At 73.9% G+C, this 15,665-nt stretch carries 12 protein-coding genes; 8 read left to right on the top strand and 4 right to left on the bottom strand.

Annotated features, from left to right (window positions below):
• Window positions 1–47 precede the first annotated feature (47 nt).
• Complete coding sequence (locus E4099_RS01960) at window positions 48–1,298, bottom strand: DMT family transporter (RefSeq protein WP_135337128.1); 1,251 nt, start codon at window positions 1,296–1,298, stop codon at window positions 48–50.
• A 210-nt stretch (window positions 1,299–1,508) separates the two neighbouring features.
• The gene (locus E4099_RS01955) at window positions 1,509–2,336 is read right to left on the bottom strand and encodes an AfsR/SARP family transcriptional regulator (protein WP_135337127.1); all 828 of its coding nucleotides are present in this window, start codon (window positions 2,334–2,336) and stop codon (window positions 1,509–1,511) included.
• A 569-nt stretch (window positions 2,337–2,905) separates the two neighbouring features.
• Between E4099_RS01955 and E4099_RS01950 the strand changes: the two genes are divergently transcribed.
• Window positions 2,906–3,589, top strand: coding sequence for an alpha/beta fold hydrolase (locus E4099_RS01950; protein WP_167828267.1), 684 nt, complete (start codon window positions 2,906–2,908; stop codon window positions 3,587–3,589).
• Window positions 3,590–3,619: 30 nt separating this feature from the next.
• On the opposite strand, the gene E4099_RS01945 is transcribed toward E4099_RS01950, so the two are convergent.
• Window positions 3,620–4,600: a DUF3048 domain-containing protein gene (locus E4099_RS01945; protein WP_135337125.1), complete on the bottom strand. Its 981-nt coding sequence runs from the start codon at window positions 4,598–4,600 to the stop codon at window positions 3,620–3,622.
• Between the two features lie 260 nt (window positions 4,601–4,860).
• Between E4099_RS01945 and E4099_RS32785 the strand changes: the two genes are divergently transcribed.
• From E4099_RS32785 to cobM, 7 genes are all read left to right on the top strand, one after another.
• Window positions 4,861–5,031, top strand: coding sequence for a hypothetical protein (locus E4099_RS32785; RefSeq protein ID WP_167828266.1), 171 nt, complete (start codon window positions 4,861–4,863; stop codon window positions 5,029–5,031).
• A gap of 1,006 nt (window positions 5,032–6,037) precedes the next feature.
• Complete coding sequence (mutA, locus tag E4099_RS01940) at window positions 6,038–7,912, top strand: methylmalonyl-CoA mutase small subunit (protein ID WP_135337124.1); 1,875 nt, start codon at window positions 6,038–6,040, stop codon at window positions 7,910–7,912.
• On the top strand, window positions 7,912–10,107 hold the full coding sequence (gene scpA / locus E4099_RS01935) for a methylmalonyl-CoA mutase (RefSeq protein WP_209446502.1): 2,196 nt from the start codon (window positions 7,912–7,914) through the stop codon (window positions 10,105–10,107). Before mutA ends, scpA begins: the two co-directional genes overlap by 1 nt.
• Window positions 10,104–11,123 (top strand): methylmalonyl Co-A mutase-associated GTPase MeaB, encoded by a 1,020-nt coding sequence (gene meaB / locus E4099_RS01930; protein WP_167828265.1) that lies wholly within the window; start codon window positions 10,104–10,106, stop codon window positions 11,121–11,123. Before scpA ends, meaB begins: the two co-directional genes overlap by 4 nt.
• A gap of 173 nt (window positions 11,124–11,296) precedes the next feature.
• A complete protein-coding gene (locus tag E4099_RS33905) occupies window positions 11,297–12,088 on the top strand; it encodes a (2Fe-2S)-binding protein (protein WP_245244500.1) in 792 nt (263 codons plus the stop codon).
• 174 nt (window positions 12,089–12,262) lie between these two features.
• Entirely contained in the window at window positions 12,263–13,495 is a 1,233-nt protein-coding gene (gene cbiE / locus E4099_RS01915; RefSeq protein WP_135337122.1) for a precorrin-6y C5,15-methyltransferase (decarboxylating) subunit CbiE, read from the top strand.
• A 64-nt stretch (window positions 13,496–13,559) separates the two neighbouring features.
• Entirely contained in the window at window positions 13,560–14,378 is an 819-nt protein-coding gene (gene cobM / locus E4099_RS01910; RefSeq protein WP_245244498.1) for a precorrin-4 C(11)-methyltransferase, read from the top strand.
• Window positions 14,379–14,420: 42 nt separating this feature from the next.
• On the opposite strand, the gene E4099_RS01905 is transcribed toward cobM, so the two are convergent.
• Window positions 14,421–15,563 (bottom strand): cobalt-precorrin-5B (C(1))-methyltransferase, encoded by a 1,143-nt coding sequence (locus E4099_RS01905; RefSeq protein WP_135337121.1) that lies wholly within the window; start codon window positions 15,561–15,563, stop codon window positions 14,421–14,423.
• Window positions 15,564–15,665 lie beyond the last annotated feature (102 nt).

The following is a 15,665-nucleotide window of genomic DNA, read 5'->3' as shown; positions in this document are numbered from 1 at the left end:
CGGGCGGATCCACGCGGCGCGGGGCCGTGCAGCCGGTGCGCTCCGGATCAGCCGTGGGGCTGAAGGAGGTCGCCCGCGCGGCCCGTGGCGCCGCGGCCGGACGGCCCGGCGCCATCGCCGGCACGGCGTCCACCGCGCGGGCGGCCGACGAGTCCGAACGCGGTGCGCGGTACCGCGGAGGGCAGCTCCCCCAGGAGAGGTCCGGCGGGGCGGCGCCCCGTGGGGCCGGCGCCGAAGGCGACGATGGTGATCGCGGTGTCGGCGGGGCCCGCGGTGGTCCGCTCGATCTGGCGGATCTGCCACAGCGGCGGCGTGCCGGGGGAATCGCCGGGCGGTCGGCCCTCGGTGTCCGGGTGACGGCTCGGCGGTACCGCCGGGGCCGCCTCGGACGCGGGGTTCAGGCCGGAGTGCCCGGCATCGGACCGAGGCGCGCCGAGGTCCTCCGAGGAATCCGCATCCCCGCCGGCGGCCTTCTCACCCGCGCTGTGCGAGGCCAGCAGCGCCAGACCGGAGGCAGCCACCGCTCCCGCGAGCAGCGCCAGCAGGCCGCCTGGCAGACCATGCCGGAAGTGCTCGCCGAGGGTGACCATGCCCACCGCCGAGGCGACCACCGGATTGACCACCGTGGCGGTGGCCAGCGGGGCGGCGAGCCCCGCGCCCCGGTAGGAGGCCTGGGAGAGGAACACCCCGCCGGCGGCGAGCAGCACGATCATGACCAGGCTCGGCACGCCGTCCGCCCAGGAGTCCCAGGTCCAGGCCACGGTGACGTTCTTGGTGAACACCGAGGACACCCCGAAGGCGGTGCCCGCCGCCACGGCCAGCAGCACACTGCGCAGCGTGGCGCGGCGCCCCCAGCGCGCGGCCAGCACCAGCACCCCGAGCAGGCCGGCGGTGACCAGGGTCAGTCCCACCCGCTCCGCCCTGGCGAGCGCCTCGGCCGGGGCAGGTCCGGTCATGGACAGCAGCCCGGCCAGGCCCACGGTGGCCAGCGTCGCGCCCCGCCAGCCGGCCGCACCCACCCGTCGTCCCACGAACAGCGCGGCCATCGGCAGCGCGAAGACGATCGTCAGGGCGCCCAGCGGCTGGACCACACTGAGCGGTCCATAGGCCAACGCCAGGACATGCAGCGCCGCGCCGGCACCGTTGAGCGAGATGGCCGCCCACCAACTGCCGCGGCGCAGTGGTGCGTAGGGTGCGTCCTCCGCGGTGGCCGCCACGCGCTCCTGAAGTATCGCCCCGCCCGCGTAGCAGACCGCGGATATCAGCTGCAGGAGCACGGACAGCCCGAGAGCGGTCACCGCGGTGCCCGCTGTGCTGATAGATCATCGTCCATGACCATCACCTTGCCGGGTCAACTACGCGGCGTCATCGTCCCAAAGCACCGACTTCCATGTACTCCTGAGGGAGTACGCCCCCCGGTTCGGCCCCTGGAATCCACCCTGGGGTGGACCCTGATCCTTTGAGGGGGCGATGGACCGTCCCTTAGGGGTGGCGCGGGTGCGTTCCCGTCAGCAGGGGCTCGGGCGGCCGGCGGCCACCGCGTTCGCCGACCGGTCTCGGCTCGTCGGCGCCGCTGCCCGGTCCAGCTGTTCGTCGTCCGCGGCGAGCACCGCGAGGTGGGTGTGCTGGAGAGCCCGGCACGGCTCCAGCCCCAACTGCTCCTTGATCGCCCGGCGTGCGGACTGGAAGACCTTCAGGGCCTCCGCCTGGCACTCGGAGCGGTAGAGCGCCACCATCAGCTGGCGGTAGAACGCCTCGCGCAGCGGATGTTCCGCGACCAGTGCGTAGAGGTACGGCACCAGCCGGCGGTGCTGTCCCAGGGCGAGCCGGGAGGCGACGAGGATCTCGGTGGACTCCAGCCGGGATTCCTCCAGCCAGACCACGAATCCGCCGGCGATCGGCCCGTCGCGCATACCGCTCAGCGCGGGGCCGCGCCACAGGCGCAGCGCGGATTCCAGGGCCGTGGCGGCCTCGGTGTGCCGTCCGTCCTGCGCGAGAGCACGGCCGCTGCGGGACAGGCCCTCGAACTCGTGGAGATCGAACTCGTCGTCACCGAGCCGCAGCGAATAGCCGGGTGGTTGGGTGACGATCGGGCTCTCGGCCACGCCGGAACGGTTCAGGAACTTCCGCAACTGCGACACGTAGACATGGAGGCTGGATATCACCCGCCGTGGCGGATTCCCTCCCCATATCTCGGTGATGAGCTGGTTGACGGACACCTCGCGGTCCACACGCATCAGTAAGGTGGCGAGTAGCAGCCGTATTTTGTGTGCCCTGATCGATGAGATTTCGGCGCCGTCCACCACGCGGAGCGGGCCCAGGATTTCGTACCTCACCGGCATCCCCCATTGTTTTCCTTCTGCCGCACTCGAGGCCAGGTCGATGTCGCCTCAAATGAAACACGTGTGGTGCGCGCCGTCGCTCTGCGGTGCTTTCCCCGGTTTTTCGGCGCAGTGTTTTCGCGCTCGATCGCGACGCGGCCGCACATCGGTGAAGATCTAATGTGGTCGGCTGTCAGCATGATATACCGACGCTGGTGGGGTACGGCAAGGCTCTCATTTCGCGGGGAAGATCGGTGGTCGGCCGTGCGGAACCGGGCGCGGTGCCGACCGCAATGGTGTGTCGGTTGTGTCCTGTGGGTGCTGGGGATACTTCTCGGTAATGCGTCGGTAATCGCGACTCTATTCGGTTGTCGTCTTTCCTGGCGGACTCTTTTCCGCGGGTTTGCGGCCGTCTCTCCGATATCGTGCGATCACGTGTGCGGAAATCCTGCGCGGGGTGGCCGGGCGGGGAGCCCCGTACCGTCGGCCGGCTCTTGATCGACATGCTGCCGTGCGGCGCGCCCTCTATGGTCGCCCCATACGCGCCTCGGGGCCGTCCTCCGGGAAGAACGGGAGCGTGCAGCGTGGCAACCATCCTGCTGGTGCACGGGGCCATCGCCGACGGCTCGTCATGGAGCGAGGTGATCCCGCCCCTGCAGGACGCCGGACACACCGTCATCGCCGCCCAACTGCCGCTGTCCTCCATCGACGAGGACCTGGCACGGGTCCGCGCCTGCCTGGACGAGCTCGACGGAGAGTCGGTCGTCCTGGTGGGTCACTCCTTCGGCGGTGTGGTCATCACCCAAGCGGCGCACCATATGCCCGGCATCAGCGCGCTGGTGTACATCGCCGCCTACGCGCCCGACGAGGGGGAGACCGCGGGAGCGCTCACCGCGCGGGCGCCGCGCCTGCCCTCGGCCGAACGGTTCGAGGTGGACCGGCAGGGCCGGTTCACACTGCCGCAGGACCTGTACGCCCGCTACTTCTGCCCGGACGCCGACCCGGTGCGGGGCCGGGTGATGGCCGCGGTCCAGGGGCCCAGTGACACCGAGCGGTTCACCTTCGCCGTGGGGCCGCCCGGCTGGCGGGAGCACCCCACCTACTACGTGGTGGCCGGCGCCGACCAGATCGTCCACCCCGATCTGCAGCGCCTGCTGGCCGACCGGATGGGGGCCGTCACCACCGTCCTGGACGGCGCGGACCACGCGGTGATGGTCTCCCGGCCGGGGGCGGTGGCCGAGGTGATCCTGGCCGCCGCGGCGGCCTGAGGCGACCGGACGCCATCGCGCCCGGCGTCCTCACCGCGGTGCGTACACCACCCACACCTGCCCGGTGGCGAAGGCCACCCGCTGACCGCCGGGCGTGCGGAACTCCGTGCCGTCCGAGGCGGTCGGGCGCTCCCAGTGGGCCTGGTACGCCTTTCCGTCGCGCAGTACCAGCGCGGCACCCGAGCCGGTGGTCTCGGTGAAGGGGGACACACTGCCGAACCGGTCGTGGAAGCGCGACGGGCTGACGTTCACGTACTGCACCACCACGGTGCCGGCGGCCAGCCGCTTGCCGTCGGTGGTGGTCGCCGGCGTGCCGTCCATGGAGACCAGCCAGCGCTCGCGCTCGCCCGACCAGGTGAACGCGAAGTCCGCGGCCGGATAGTGGACGGTCTGCCGGGAGGTCGGGCGACCGCCCTCGGCCGGAGCGGCGCCGAAGCGGAAGCCGATGTCCTTGGCGTCGCCCGCGTCCGGTGCGGCACGCAGTGCGGTGGCCGGGCGGACGTAGAGGTTGTGCGGCGCCGCCCGATCCCGGCTGCGCCGGTACGCCTGGGGGGCACGCTCGGGCGGCAGCGGATACAACGGCGCCTGGGCGATCGAGGGCTGGAGCTTGGACTGCGCCCCGGAGTAGGCGAGGGCCGGCCGGTCGAACTGCCGCAGCAGGTCCAGATCCGTCTCCCGGGCGCTGCGCACCGGGCCGACGGTGTCGGGCACATGGGTGGAGAAGATGCCCAGCATGCGGCTCAGCCCGCCCTCCACCTGCTCCACATAGACGATGTCGGCGCTGTCCACCCCGGTCTGCGGGCGGGCGGCGGCCACATTGTCGATCTTCACCGCGAGGACCGGGCGCGGCTCGGCCGGGGCGCCGGTGAAGGTCGAGTGGCTCTTCTCGGTCCTCCCGCCGCCGCGGCTGTCGCCGCCGCTGCCGCAGCCGGGCAGCAGTGCCACCAGCAGCGTGGCCGCCAGCAGGGTGAGTCCCTTGGTTCCGCCGGCGGTACCCCGTGTGACCCGCATGGCCGTCATCCCTTCCGGTTTCGGATGGCCATGCCCACCACCCCGGTGTACTCGGTGAGCCGCCGTTCGAAGGGATACCCGGATGTGCGCCGGCCCACCACTGTGACCGAAACCGGCGCGCGCCGACCGGGGGAGCCCGTTAGGCTGAGCGGAGCGGATCGCCACAGCGTCCGAAGTGCTTCGACCAACAGCCCCACCGGGCGTGCCGCGCCAGGTGGAGAACGCGTAGGCATCCCGGTCCCACACGAACGGAGTGTGCGGTGACAGCCGAGAAGAGCAAGCGCAACGAGCCCCCCGCCGAACGGGACGAGCGTCCCGCCCGCGAAGGCGAACTGGGCAATCTCGAGGTATGGGCCCGCTCGGCCCCCATCCGACTCGCCGGGTACGAAGAGGACCTCGCGGAGCCACACATCCTCCCCGGAGTCGACTGAGGCGCGCGCCCCCGCCGCGATGCCGGGATACGGCTTCGGCCGCCACCGGTGCCGTATCCGGGTGCCGCGGGAGAAGCGGCGAGTAGGTCCCCGCACATGACGGCGGGTCGAGTGGGCGCCCTTGGGCCGCCGATGTTCCCTCACCCGCGCCGCCGGCCCCGATGTCCGGGCTCGCCCGAGTCAAGGTCCAGGAGACGCCGCTCGGCGATTGGCAACTTGCTGCCAGGAGGGAAGTAGTGGCGTCGCGCCGGGGTTTGGACCACCGGGCGCGTGGTCAGCTACTGGTACCCGGCTCCGACAGCGTGGTGGTGGCCACCGGCGGCGGACCGGCAGAGGAGCACGAGCACCTGGCCCCGGTCGCCGACGCCACCTGCCGCTCGTCGACCGGGTGCTCGGCGGGCCGCGGGGCGGCGACCGCACGCGCGCGGTGACCAGGACGGTCCGCGGAACGAGGTGGCCCCGGACGGGGGTCGGGGCCGCCTGTGGCTCGGGGCGGCGCCGGGGAGACCCGGCGCCGCCCCCGCGGCCGATTGCCGGATCGCCTCCGCCGACCGCGATCCACGGCAGTTCGCAGAAGCGGATCACTTCGATCCGCAACATGGCCATCGCGGGCACCTTGCGCTCGGCCGCGGCATCCACTACCGCCTGGCGCGCCGCCGGCCCGGACGGCGGTCGAAATCTCCCGTGTCACGCAGCTGGAGCGGATTTCCCGGGCCCCGCCGGCCCCGCCGCGCGAGGAACCGCGTCGGCGTCCCACCCTCCATGTGCATGGCTTGATCTCGCTGCCGATTTCCCGGTGAATGCAGAAGCGAACGCTTTTTTGCTGCGTAGTCGGGCCGTGATGCGGTAAAAAGGTTGCCGTGCCCGCCCGGTGTGCATCCCCCGTCGCACCGGGCGGGACTCCTCTCTGAGAGGGCCCCGTGACGCTGCTCACCTGCGCAAAGAGTCAAAGGTCACAGGTGCAGGCTCTGCTGCGGCTTTAGTGGAGACCACTAGCCTTCCCCTCATGACGGTCCTACCCGAGGGGCTTCCCCTGGCCGCCGAGTTCCCGGATGCGACCCGGGAGCAGTGGCAACACCTTGTCGAAGGCGTACTGCGCAAGTCAGGCACCACGGATGCCGGCGGTGCCGGCGCCGAAGAAGCGCTGGCCACCGCGCTACCGGACGGCGTGTCGATACGCCCCCTGTACACCGCGGAGGACGCCCCCGCCGACGCCGGATACCCGGGGTTCGCCCCGTACGTCCGCGGCGCGCAGCCACACGGTGCCGCCCTCTCCGGCTGGGACGTACGCCCGCGCCACACGCATCCGGATCCGGCGCGCACCCGGGAGGCGGTACTCGCCGACCTGGAGAACGGCGCCACCTCGGTATGGCTGACGGTCGGTGCCTCCGGCATCCCCGTCGACGCGCTCCCCCAGGCCCTGGACGGCGTCTACCTCGACCTGGCCCCCGTCGTCCTGGACGCCGGCGAGGACTTCGAGCCCGCCGCGCGCGCCCTGCTGCGGCTGTACGCCGACCGCCAGGTGCCCTCGCAGGCCGCACTCGGCAACCTCGGCGCCGACCCGCTGGGCCTGACCGCCCGCACCGGCCGCCACGCCGACCTCGCCCGGCACCTCGCCGCCGCCACCGAGCTGGCCCGGCTGACCGGCCCCGACCACCCCGGCGTACGCGCCCTGACCGTGGACGCCCTGCCGTACCACGAGGCCGGCGGTTCCACCGCCGAGGAGCTCGGCTGCTCGCTCGCCACCGCGGTCGCCTACCTCCGCGCGCTGACCGGTGCCGGCCTGACAGTGGACGCGGCCTGCGACCAGCTGGAGTTCCGCTACGCGGCCACCGCCGACCAGTTCCTGACCATCGCCAAGCTGCGCGCCGCCCGCCGGCTGTGGGCCCGGGTCGCCGAGGTGTCCGGAGCCACCGCCGGAGCCCAGCGCCAGCACGCGGTGACCTCCCCGGTGATGATGACCCGCCGCGACCCGTGGGTGAACATGCTGCGCACCACGGTCGCCGCGCTGGGCGCCGGAGTGGGCGGCGCCGACGCGGTCACCGTGCTGCCCTTCGACAGCGCCCTGGGCCTGCCCGACGACTTCGCCCGCCGCATCGCCCGCAACACCTCCACCATCCTGCTGGAGGAGTCGCACCTGGCCCGGGTCATCGACCCGGCCGGCGGCTCCTGGTACGTGGAGCGGCTCACCGACGAGCTGGCGCACGCCGCCTGGGCCTGGTTCCAGGAGATCGAGGGCGCCGGCGGCATGGCGCAGGCACTCGCCTCCGGCTTCGTGGCCGACCGGTTGGCCGCCACCTGGCAGCGCCGCTCCCGCGACCTGGCCCGCCGCAAGGAACCCATCACCGGGGTCAGCGAGTTCCCCCACCTGGCCGAGCAGCCGGTCGAGCGCGAACCCGCGCCCGCCCCGCCCGCAGGGGGACTGCCCCGGGTGCGCCGGGACGAGGCGTTCGAGGCGCTGCGCGCCCGCAGCGACGCGGCGCTGGCCGCGCACGGCAACCGGCCGCGTATCTTCCTCGCCGCGCTGGGCCCCGCCGCCGCGCACACGGCCCGCGCCTCCTTCGCCGCCAACCTCTTCCGGTCCGGCGGCATCGAGGCGATCCAGCCCGCGTCCGCCGATGCCGAGTCGGTGGCCGAGGCCTTCGCCGCCAGCGGCGCCGAGGTGGCCTGCCTGTGCTCCAGCGACGCCGTCTACGCCGAGCAGGCGGCGCGGGTCGCCGAGCGGCTCAAGGCGGCCGGCGCACGGCGCGTCTATCTGGCGGGCCGGCCGGGCGACCGGCAGGAAGAGTACGAACGAGCCGGGGTGGACGCCTTCGTCTTCGCGGGCTGCGACGCGGTCGCCGTCCTCACCTCGGCCCTGGACACCCTGGGGGTGGCGTGATGATCCCGGACTTCACATCCATCGGCCTGGGCGGGCCCGAGCCCGCGCCCGGCGCCGAGGAATGGCACGCCGCGGTCCGCAAGAGCATCGGCAAGGACGTCGACGAGCTGGTGTGGGACACCCCGGAGGGGATCGGCGTCAAGCCGCTCTACACCGCGGAGGACCTGGCCGGGCTGGACTTCCTGGGCACCTACCCGGGCATCGCGCCCTATCTGCGCGGCCCGTACCCGACGATGTACGTCAACCAGCCCTGGACCATCCGGCAGTACGCGGGCTTCTCCACCGCCGAGGAGTCCAACGCCTTCTACCGCCGCAACCTGGCCGCGGGCCAGAAGGGCCTGTCGGTCGCCTTCGACCTGCCCACCCACCGCGGCTACGACAGCGACCACCCCCGGGTGACCGGCGACGTCGGCATGGCCGGCGTGGCCATCGACTCCATCTACGACATGCGGCAGCTCTTCGACGGCATCCCGCTGGACCGGATGAGCGTGTCGATGACGATGAACGGGGCCGTGCTGCCGGTCCTGGCGCTGTACATCGTCGCCGCCGAGGAGCAGGGCGTACCGCCCGAGAAGCTGGCCGGGACCATCCAGAACGACATCCTCAAGGAGTTCATGGTCCGCAACACCTACATCTATCCGCCGCAGCCCTCGATGCGGATCATCTCCGACATCTTCACGTACACCTCGCAGAAGATGCCGCGGTACAACTCCATCTCCATCTCGGGCTACCACATCCAGGAGGCCGGGGCCACCGCCGACCTGGAGCTGGCCTACACCCTGGCCGACGGCATGGAGTACCTGCGCGCCGGCCTGGCCGCCGGCATGGACGTGGACGCCTTCGCGCCCCGGCTGTCGTTCTTCTGGGCGATCGGCATGAACTTCTTCATGGAGATCGCCAAGCTGCGCGCGGCCCGGCTGCTGTGGGCCAAGCTGGTCAAGCAGTTCGACCCCAAGAACCCCAAGTCGCTCTCGCTGCGCACCCATTCGCAGACCTCCGGCTGGTCGCTCACCGCCCAGGACGTCTTCAACAACGTCACCCGCACCTGCGTGGAGGCGATGGCCGCCACCCAGGGCCACACCCAGTCGCTGCACACCAACGCGCTCGACGAGGCCCTGGCACTGCCCACCGACTTCTCCGCCCGGATCGCCCGCAACACCCAGATCCTGCTCCAGCAGGAGTCGGGCACCTGCCGGGTGATCGACCCCTGGGGCGGCAGCGCCTACGTGGAGAAGCTCACCCACGACCTGGCCCGCCGCGCCTGGCAGCACATCGAGGAGGTCGAGGCGGCCGGCGGCATGGCCAAGGCCATCGACGCCGGCATCCCCAAGCTGCGCGTGGAGGAGGCCGCGGCCCGCACCCAGGCCCGTATCGACTCCGGACGGCAGCCGGTGATCGGCGTCAACAAGTACCGGGTCGACAGCGACGAGGCCATCGAGGTGCTCAAGGTCGACAACTCCGCGGTGCGCGCCCAGCAGATCGACAAGCTGCGCCGGCTGCGCGCCGAGCGCGACGAGGCCGCCTGCCAGGACGCGCTGCGCGCGCTGACCGCCGCGGCCGAGTCCGGCCCCGGCGCCGGTCTGGAGGGCAACCTGCTCGCCCTGGCGGTGAACGCGGCCCGCGCCAAGGCCACCGTCGGTGAGATCTCCGACGCCCTGGAGAAGGTGTACGGACGGCACGCGGGCCAGGTCCGTACGATCTCCGGTGTGTATCGAGAAGAAGCCGGCGACTCCACCTCCGTGGAGCGGACCCGGAAGCTGGTGGACGCGTTCGAGCGGGCAGAGGGCCGCCGCCCGCGCATCCTGGTGGCCAAGATGGGCCAGGACGGCCACGACCGCGGCCAGAAGGTGATCGCCACGGCCTTCGCCGACCTGGGCTTCGACGTGGACGTCGGCCCGCTGTTCCAGACGCCGGAGGAGGTCGCCCGGCAGGCGGTGGAGGCCGATGTGCACATCGTCGGGGTGTCCACCCTGGCGGCCGGGCACCTGACGCTGGTGCCCGCGCTGCGCGAGCAGCTGGCCGAGGCGGGCCGCGAGGACATCACCGTGGTGGTGGGCGGTGTCATCCCGCCGCAGGACGTGGAGCCGCTGCACCAGGCGGGCGCCGCCGCGGTGTTCCTGCCCGGCACCGTGGTACCGGACGCCGCCCACGACCTGGTCCGGTCCCTCGCCGCGGACCTCGGCCACGAGCTGTGAGCGCTCCACCTCCGGTGCGGCGGCAGCGCATCGACGTCGGCACCTACGCCAAGGGGGTGCTCGAGGGGTCGCGCGCGTACATCGCGCGCGCGATCACGCTCGTCGAGTCCACCCGGCCCGACCACCGCGAACTCGCCCAGCAACTGCTGGTCGAGCTGCTGCCGCACACCGGGCGGGCCCGCCGGGTGGGCGTCAGCGGGGTGCCGGGCGTGGGCAAGTCGACCTTCATCGACGCGCTGGGCACCCTGCTCACCGGCCTCGGCCACCGGGTCGCGGTGCTCGCCGTCGACCCGTCCTCCACCCGCACCGGCGGCTCCATCCTGGGCGACAAGACCCGGATGGAGCGTCTGGCGGTGGACCCCGCCGCGTTCGTGCGGCCCTCGCCGAGCGCCGGCACGCTCGGCGGGGTGGCCCGGGCCACCCGCGAGTCCATGGTGGTGATGGAGGCGGCCGGGTTCGACGTGATCCTGGTCGAGACGGTCGGGGTGGGCCAGTCCGAGACCGCCGTGGCCGGCATGGTCGACTCCTTCCTGCTGCTCTCCCTGGCGCGCACCGGCGACCAGTTGCAGGGCATCAAGAAGGGCGTGCTGGAGCTGGCCGACGTGGTGGCCATCAACAAGGCCGACGGGCCGCACGAGCGGGACGCCAAGGCCGCGGCCCGCGAACTGGCCGGCGCGCTGCGGCTGCTGCAGCCCGCCGACGCCGCGTGGAACCCGCCGGTGCTGACCTGCAGCGCCCGCGAGGGCACCGGCCTGGAGGCGCTGTGGGAGCGCCTGGAGCAGCACCGAAGGGTGCTGGACGCCACCGGCGCGCTCCAGGCCAAGCGGCGTGACCAGCAGGTGGAGTGGACCTGGTCGATGGTGCGGGACCAGCTCCTGTCCCGGCTGCGCGAGCACCCCGAGGTACGGCGCGTCCAACCCGATCTGGAGCGGCAGGTCCGCGAGGGCACCCTGACCGCGACGCTGGCCGCCGACCGGCTGCTGGCGGCCTTCGCCTCGGCGGGCGAGGCCTCCTGAGCACCGACCCGCCCCTGACCGGGGCACTGCGCGAGGCCGCCGGAGCCGGGCCGTTCTTCGCCCTGCGGCTGGGACCGGCTCCCTCCGGCGGCCCGCGCACCGAGGGGTACCGCCCGCTGCTGGAGGTCTACGGCCCGATCGCGGCCAGCGGCCCCGCGGACCGGGCGGGGCGGTTGCCGTCCGACGCCGCCACCCCCGCCCTGCGGGCCCGGATCGAGGCGGTCGCGGCCGGACTGGGCACCGGTGAGCCCAGGGTCGCCGCCTCCCTCGCCTTCCAGGGGCTGGCCGCCCGGCTGTGGTCCCTCGGGCTCGGCCCGGCGGCGCTGCGCGGCCAGGTTCCCGATCTGCGCCCGGACGGCCTGTGGTGGAACCCGGACCGCCTCGCCCCCGAGGACCTCTGGCTGCCGACACCGAACGCGGTGTCCGGCAGTGTGCCGGGTGTGCCGTCTGACGGTGTGCGGGATGTGTCGTCCGGCGCCGGTCCGGATCCGCTACTGGGCGGTGGTCCGGGTGCGCTGTGTGGCGGTGCGCCGGGCTCTCTGCCTGGCGGTGAACCGCGTGTGCTGCCCGGCGGCGCCCCGAACCCGCTGACCGGCGGCACGCCGGACGCGCTCGTCGGCCGGCTGTACGACGCCGTGCTGACGGCCCATCTGGTGCCGCTGCTGCACGCCACCCGCGCGGTCGGTCGGATGTCCGAAGCGCTGCTGTGGGGCAACGCGGCCTCCGCCCTCGCCGGAACGGCCCGGGTACTGGTCCAGTGGTGCCGGGACACCGGCCGCCAGGCGGCGGCGGAGCGGGCCAAGGACCTGACCCGCGCCCTGCTGGCCCGCCCGCCCCTGCACCGGTCCGGCGGCTGGCGGCTCGGCCCCGAACGGGACTTCCGGCGGCTCAGCTGCTGCCTGTACTACCGGGTGCCGGGCGGCGGACTGTGCGGGGACTGCGCCCTGCGCCGCCGCCCCGGCTGACCGCGCCGATCGCCCACCCGGACCCGGCTCTGACGCGTCGTCGCTGGTCACAGTAGAGTTCGACCGCGGCCCAGGCCGCCGGCCGGAACCCCGCCGCAACCGCGCCCTTCCGCCGAACCCGTTCCCCGCCGACCGCCGCGCCAGCGCGGCGCCATCGCCGTCGAGAGGTGCACCGTGAGCCGCGCACGACCCGCCGTCACCGTTGTGGGCATCGGGGCCGACGGCCGGCAGGGCCTCGGCCCGGCCGGCCGCGCGGCGCTGGCCGCCGCCGAGGTGGTCATCGGCGGCCCGCGCCAACTCGCGCTGCTGCCCGCCGACTGCGCCGCCGAGCGGGTGCCCTGGCCCTCGCCGCTGCGCCCGGCCGTACCCGGACTGCTGGCCGCACACGCCGGACGCCGGATCGCCGTACTGGCCAGCGGCGACCCGATGTTCTTCGGGATCGGCCGCACCCTGGCCGAGATACTGGGCGCCGAGGCGCTGGAGGTGCTGCCGCACCCCTCCTCGGCCTCCTACGCCTGCGCCCGGCTGGGCTGGCCGCTCGAGGAGACCGAGGTGGTCAGCCTGGTCGGCCGGCCGCTGGCCTCGCTGGCCGGGGCGCTGTACGCCGGACGCCGGCTGCTGGTGCTGAGCGCGGGCCCGGCCACCCCGGCCGAGGTCGCGGGGCTGCTGCGCGAACGAGGCTTCGGCCCGAGCCGGATGACGGTCCTGGAGCAGCTGGGCGGCGAGCGGGAGCGCCGGGTGCACGGCACCGCCGAGGACTGGCCGCACCCGCCCGGCGATCCGCTCAACGTGATCGCCGTGGAGTGCGCCGCCGCACCGGGCTCCCCGCGGCTGTCCACCGTGCCGGGGCTGCCGGACCAGGTGTACGAGCACGACGGCCAGCTGACCAAGCGGCATGTCCGGGCGGCGACCCTGGCCGCGCTCGGCCCCGCCCCGGGGGAGCTGCTGTGGGACGTGGGCGGCGGCTCCGGCTCCATCGCCGTGGAGTGGCTGCGCGCCCACCGCACCTGTCGTGCCGTCAGCGTGGAGCGGGACCCGGTACGCGCCGAGCGCATCGGCAAGAACGCCGCCGCCCTCGGCGTGCCCAGGCTGGAGGTGGTCACCGGCCGCGCCCCGGCGGCGCTGGCCGGCCTGCCCGCTCCCGACGCGGTGTTCATCGGCGGCGGACTCACCGCTCCCGGGCTGCTCGAGGCGTGCTGGACCGCACTGCCCGCGGGCGGACGGCTGGTCGCCAACACCGTCACCCTGGAATCCGAGGCGCTGCTGGCCGACTGGTACCGGCGGCACGGCGGCGAGCTGGTGCGCCTGGCGGTGGCGCAGGCCGTCCCGGTCGGCGGCTTCACCGGCTGGCGGCAGGCCATGCCGGTCACCCAGTGGAGCGTGGTCAAGCCCGAGGCCGCCGGGTGAGGCGCAGGTTGACCCCGCCGGTCGCGCCCCCGCGGCCGGCCCGGCCGATCCGAAGGAGAGATGGATGACGGTGTACTTCATCGGCGCGGGCCCCGGCGCCGCCGACCTGATCACCCTGCGCGGTGCGCGGATTCTCGCCCGCTGCCCGGTGTGCCTGTACGCGGGCAGCCTGGTGCCGCGCGAACTGCTGGCCGAATGCCCGCCCCAGGCCCGGCTGGTCGACACCGCCCGGCTGAACCTGGACGAGATCACCGCCGAGCTGGTCCGTGCCCATGAGGCCGGGCAGGACGTGGCCCGGCTGCACTCCGGCGACCCCTCGGTGTTCAGCGCGGTGGCCGAGCAGATGCGGCGGCTGGACGCGGCCGGGGTGCCCTACGAGGTGGTGCCCGGGGTGCCCGCCTTCGCCGCGGCGGCCGCCGCCCTGCGGCGCGAGCTCACCGTGCCCACCGTCGGCCAGACCGTCATCCTGACCCGCGTCGCCCAGCAGGCCACCCCCATGCCGAAGGGGGAGGACCTGGCCACTCTGGGGCGCAGCGGGGCGCTGCTGGTGCTGCACCTGGCGGCCCGTTACGCGGACCGGGTGGTGGCCGAACTCCTGCCGCACTACGGCGCCGACTGCCCGGCGGCGGTGGTGGCCATGGCCAGCCGGCCGGACGAACTCGTCCTGCGCGGCACTCTGGCGGACATCGCCGAACAGGTGAAGGCGGCGGGCGTGGTGCGTACCGCGGTCATCCTGGTCGGCCGCACGCTGGGCGCCGAGCAGTTCCGCGACAGCCATCTGTACTCGGCCGACCGGGACCGCTCGCACGCCCCGTGCGACACCGGCCCCGGCGACGCCGTCATCCGCGACGCCGCCGTCCACGGAACGGGCACCGGCGGCTGACCGGCACGCCCGCTCTCCGGCCCGACGGCCGGCGGGCGGGCGTCAGCCGCGCCGCGGGCCGCGCGGCTCGGCCCGGCCCACGATGGTGCCCGCCCGGTCGATGCAGATCACGTCGACCGCCACCGGTGCCCCGCGCAGCACGGCCAGGGCCTCATCGCGTGCCGCGGCCGCGACCAGGTCGCCCAGCGGCACCCCGCGCGCCGCGCACAGCTGCACGGTCTCCAGGCCGGTGTTGGCCTGCGCCACGGCGGTGGCCAGCGCCTCGTCGGCGCCGCCCTGCCGGGCCAGCTCGGCCAGATGGCCCTTGTCCACCTGGGAACGGGCCGAGTGCAGGTCCAGGTGGCCGGCCGCCAGCTTGGACAGCTTGGCGAAGCCACCCGCGATGGTGAGCCGGTCCACCGGATGCCGGCGCAGGTACTTCAGCACCGCGCCCGCGAAGTCGCCCATGTCCAGCAGCGCGTCCTCCGGCAGGCCGTACACGGCGACGGCCACCTTCTCCGAGGTGGACCCGGTGCAGCCGGCCACATGGGTGCGCCCGGCCGCCCGGGCCACGTCCACCCCGCTGCGGATGGACTCGATCCACGCGGAGCAGGAGTAGGGCACCACGATGCCCGTGGTGCCCAGGATGGACAGCCCGCCGAGGATGCCGAGCCGCGGGTTCCAGGTGCTGCGGGCGAGTTCCGCGCCGTGGTCCACGGAGATCTCGACCTCCACATCGCCACTGCCCCCGAACCGGGCGGCGACCTCCGCGACATGTGCGCGCATCAGCTGCCGCGGCACCGGGTTGATGGCCGGTTCACCGACCGGCAGCGGGAGCCCGGGCCGGGTGACCGTGCCGACCCCCGGCCCGGCCCGGAAGACCACACCGCTGCCCGGCGGCAGCGGTCGCACGGTGGAGCGGACCAGCGCGCCGTGCGTCACATCCGGGTCGTCACCCGCGTCCTTGACCACCGCGGCCATGGCCTCACGGCCGGCGACCAGGCGCTCCTCGGCGAGCGCGAAGGCGGGCCGCTGGCCCTTGGGCAGCGTGATGGTCACCGGGTCGGGGAACTCCGCACCCAGCAGGGCGGTGTACGCGGCCGTGGTGGCGGCCGTCGCACAGGCCCCGGTGGTCCAGCCGGGCCGCAGCCCGGTGCGTGCCAGTTGCGCCTCGCGTCCGGACGCCGTGCCCGGTGCCTCAGCCATGCTCTGCCTCGCCCTCTCGCCGTGCCATCTCCTGCCGACCTTCCATCCTTGCCCTCCCCGCCGCACCCGCCGGGGTGCGGCGGGGAGGGCAAGGATGGAAGG

It is taken from the genome of Streptomyces palmae, from assembly GCF_004684805.1.
GTDB lineage: Bacteria > Actinomycetota > Actinomycetes > Streptomycetales > Streptomycetaceae > Streptomyces > Streptomyces palmae.
This window is presented reverse-complemented; position numbering and strand designations above follow the sequence as displayed.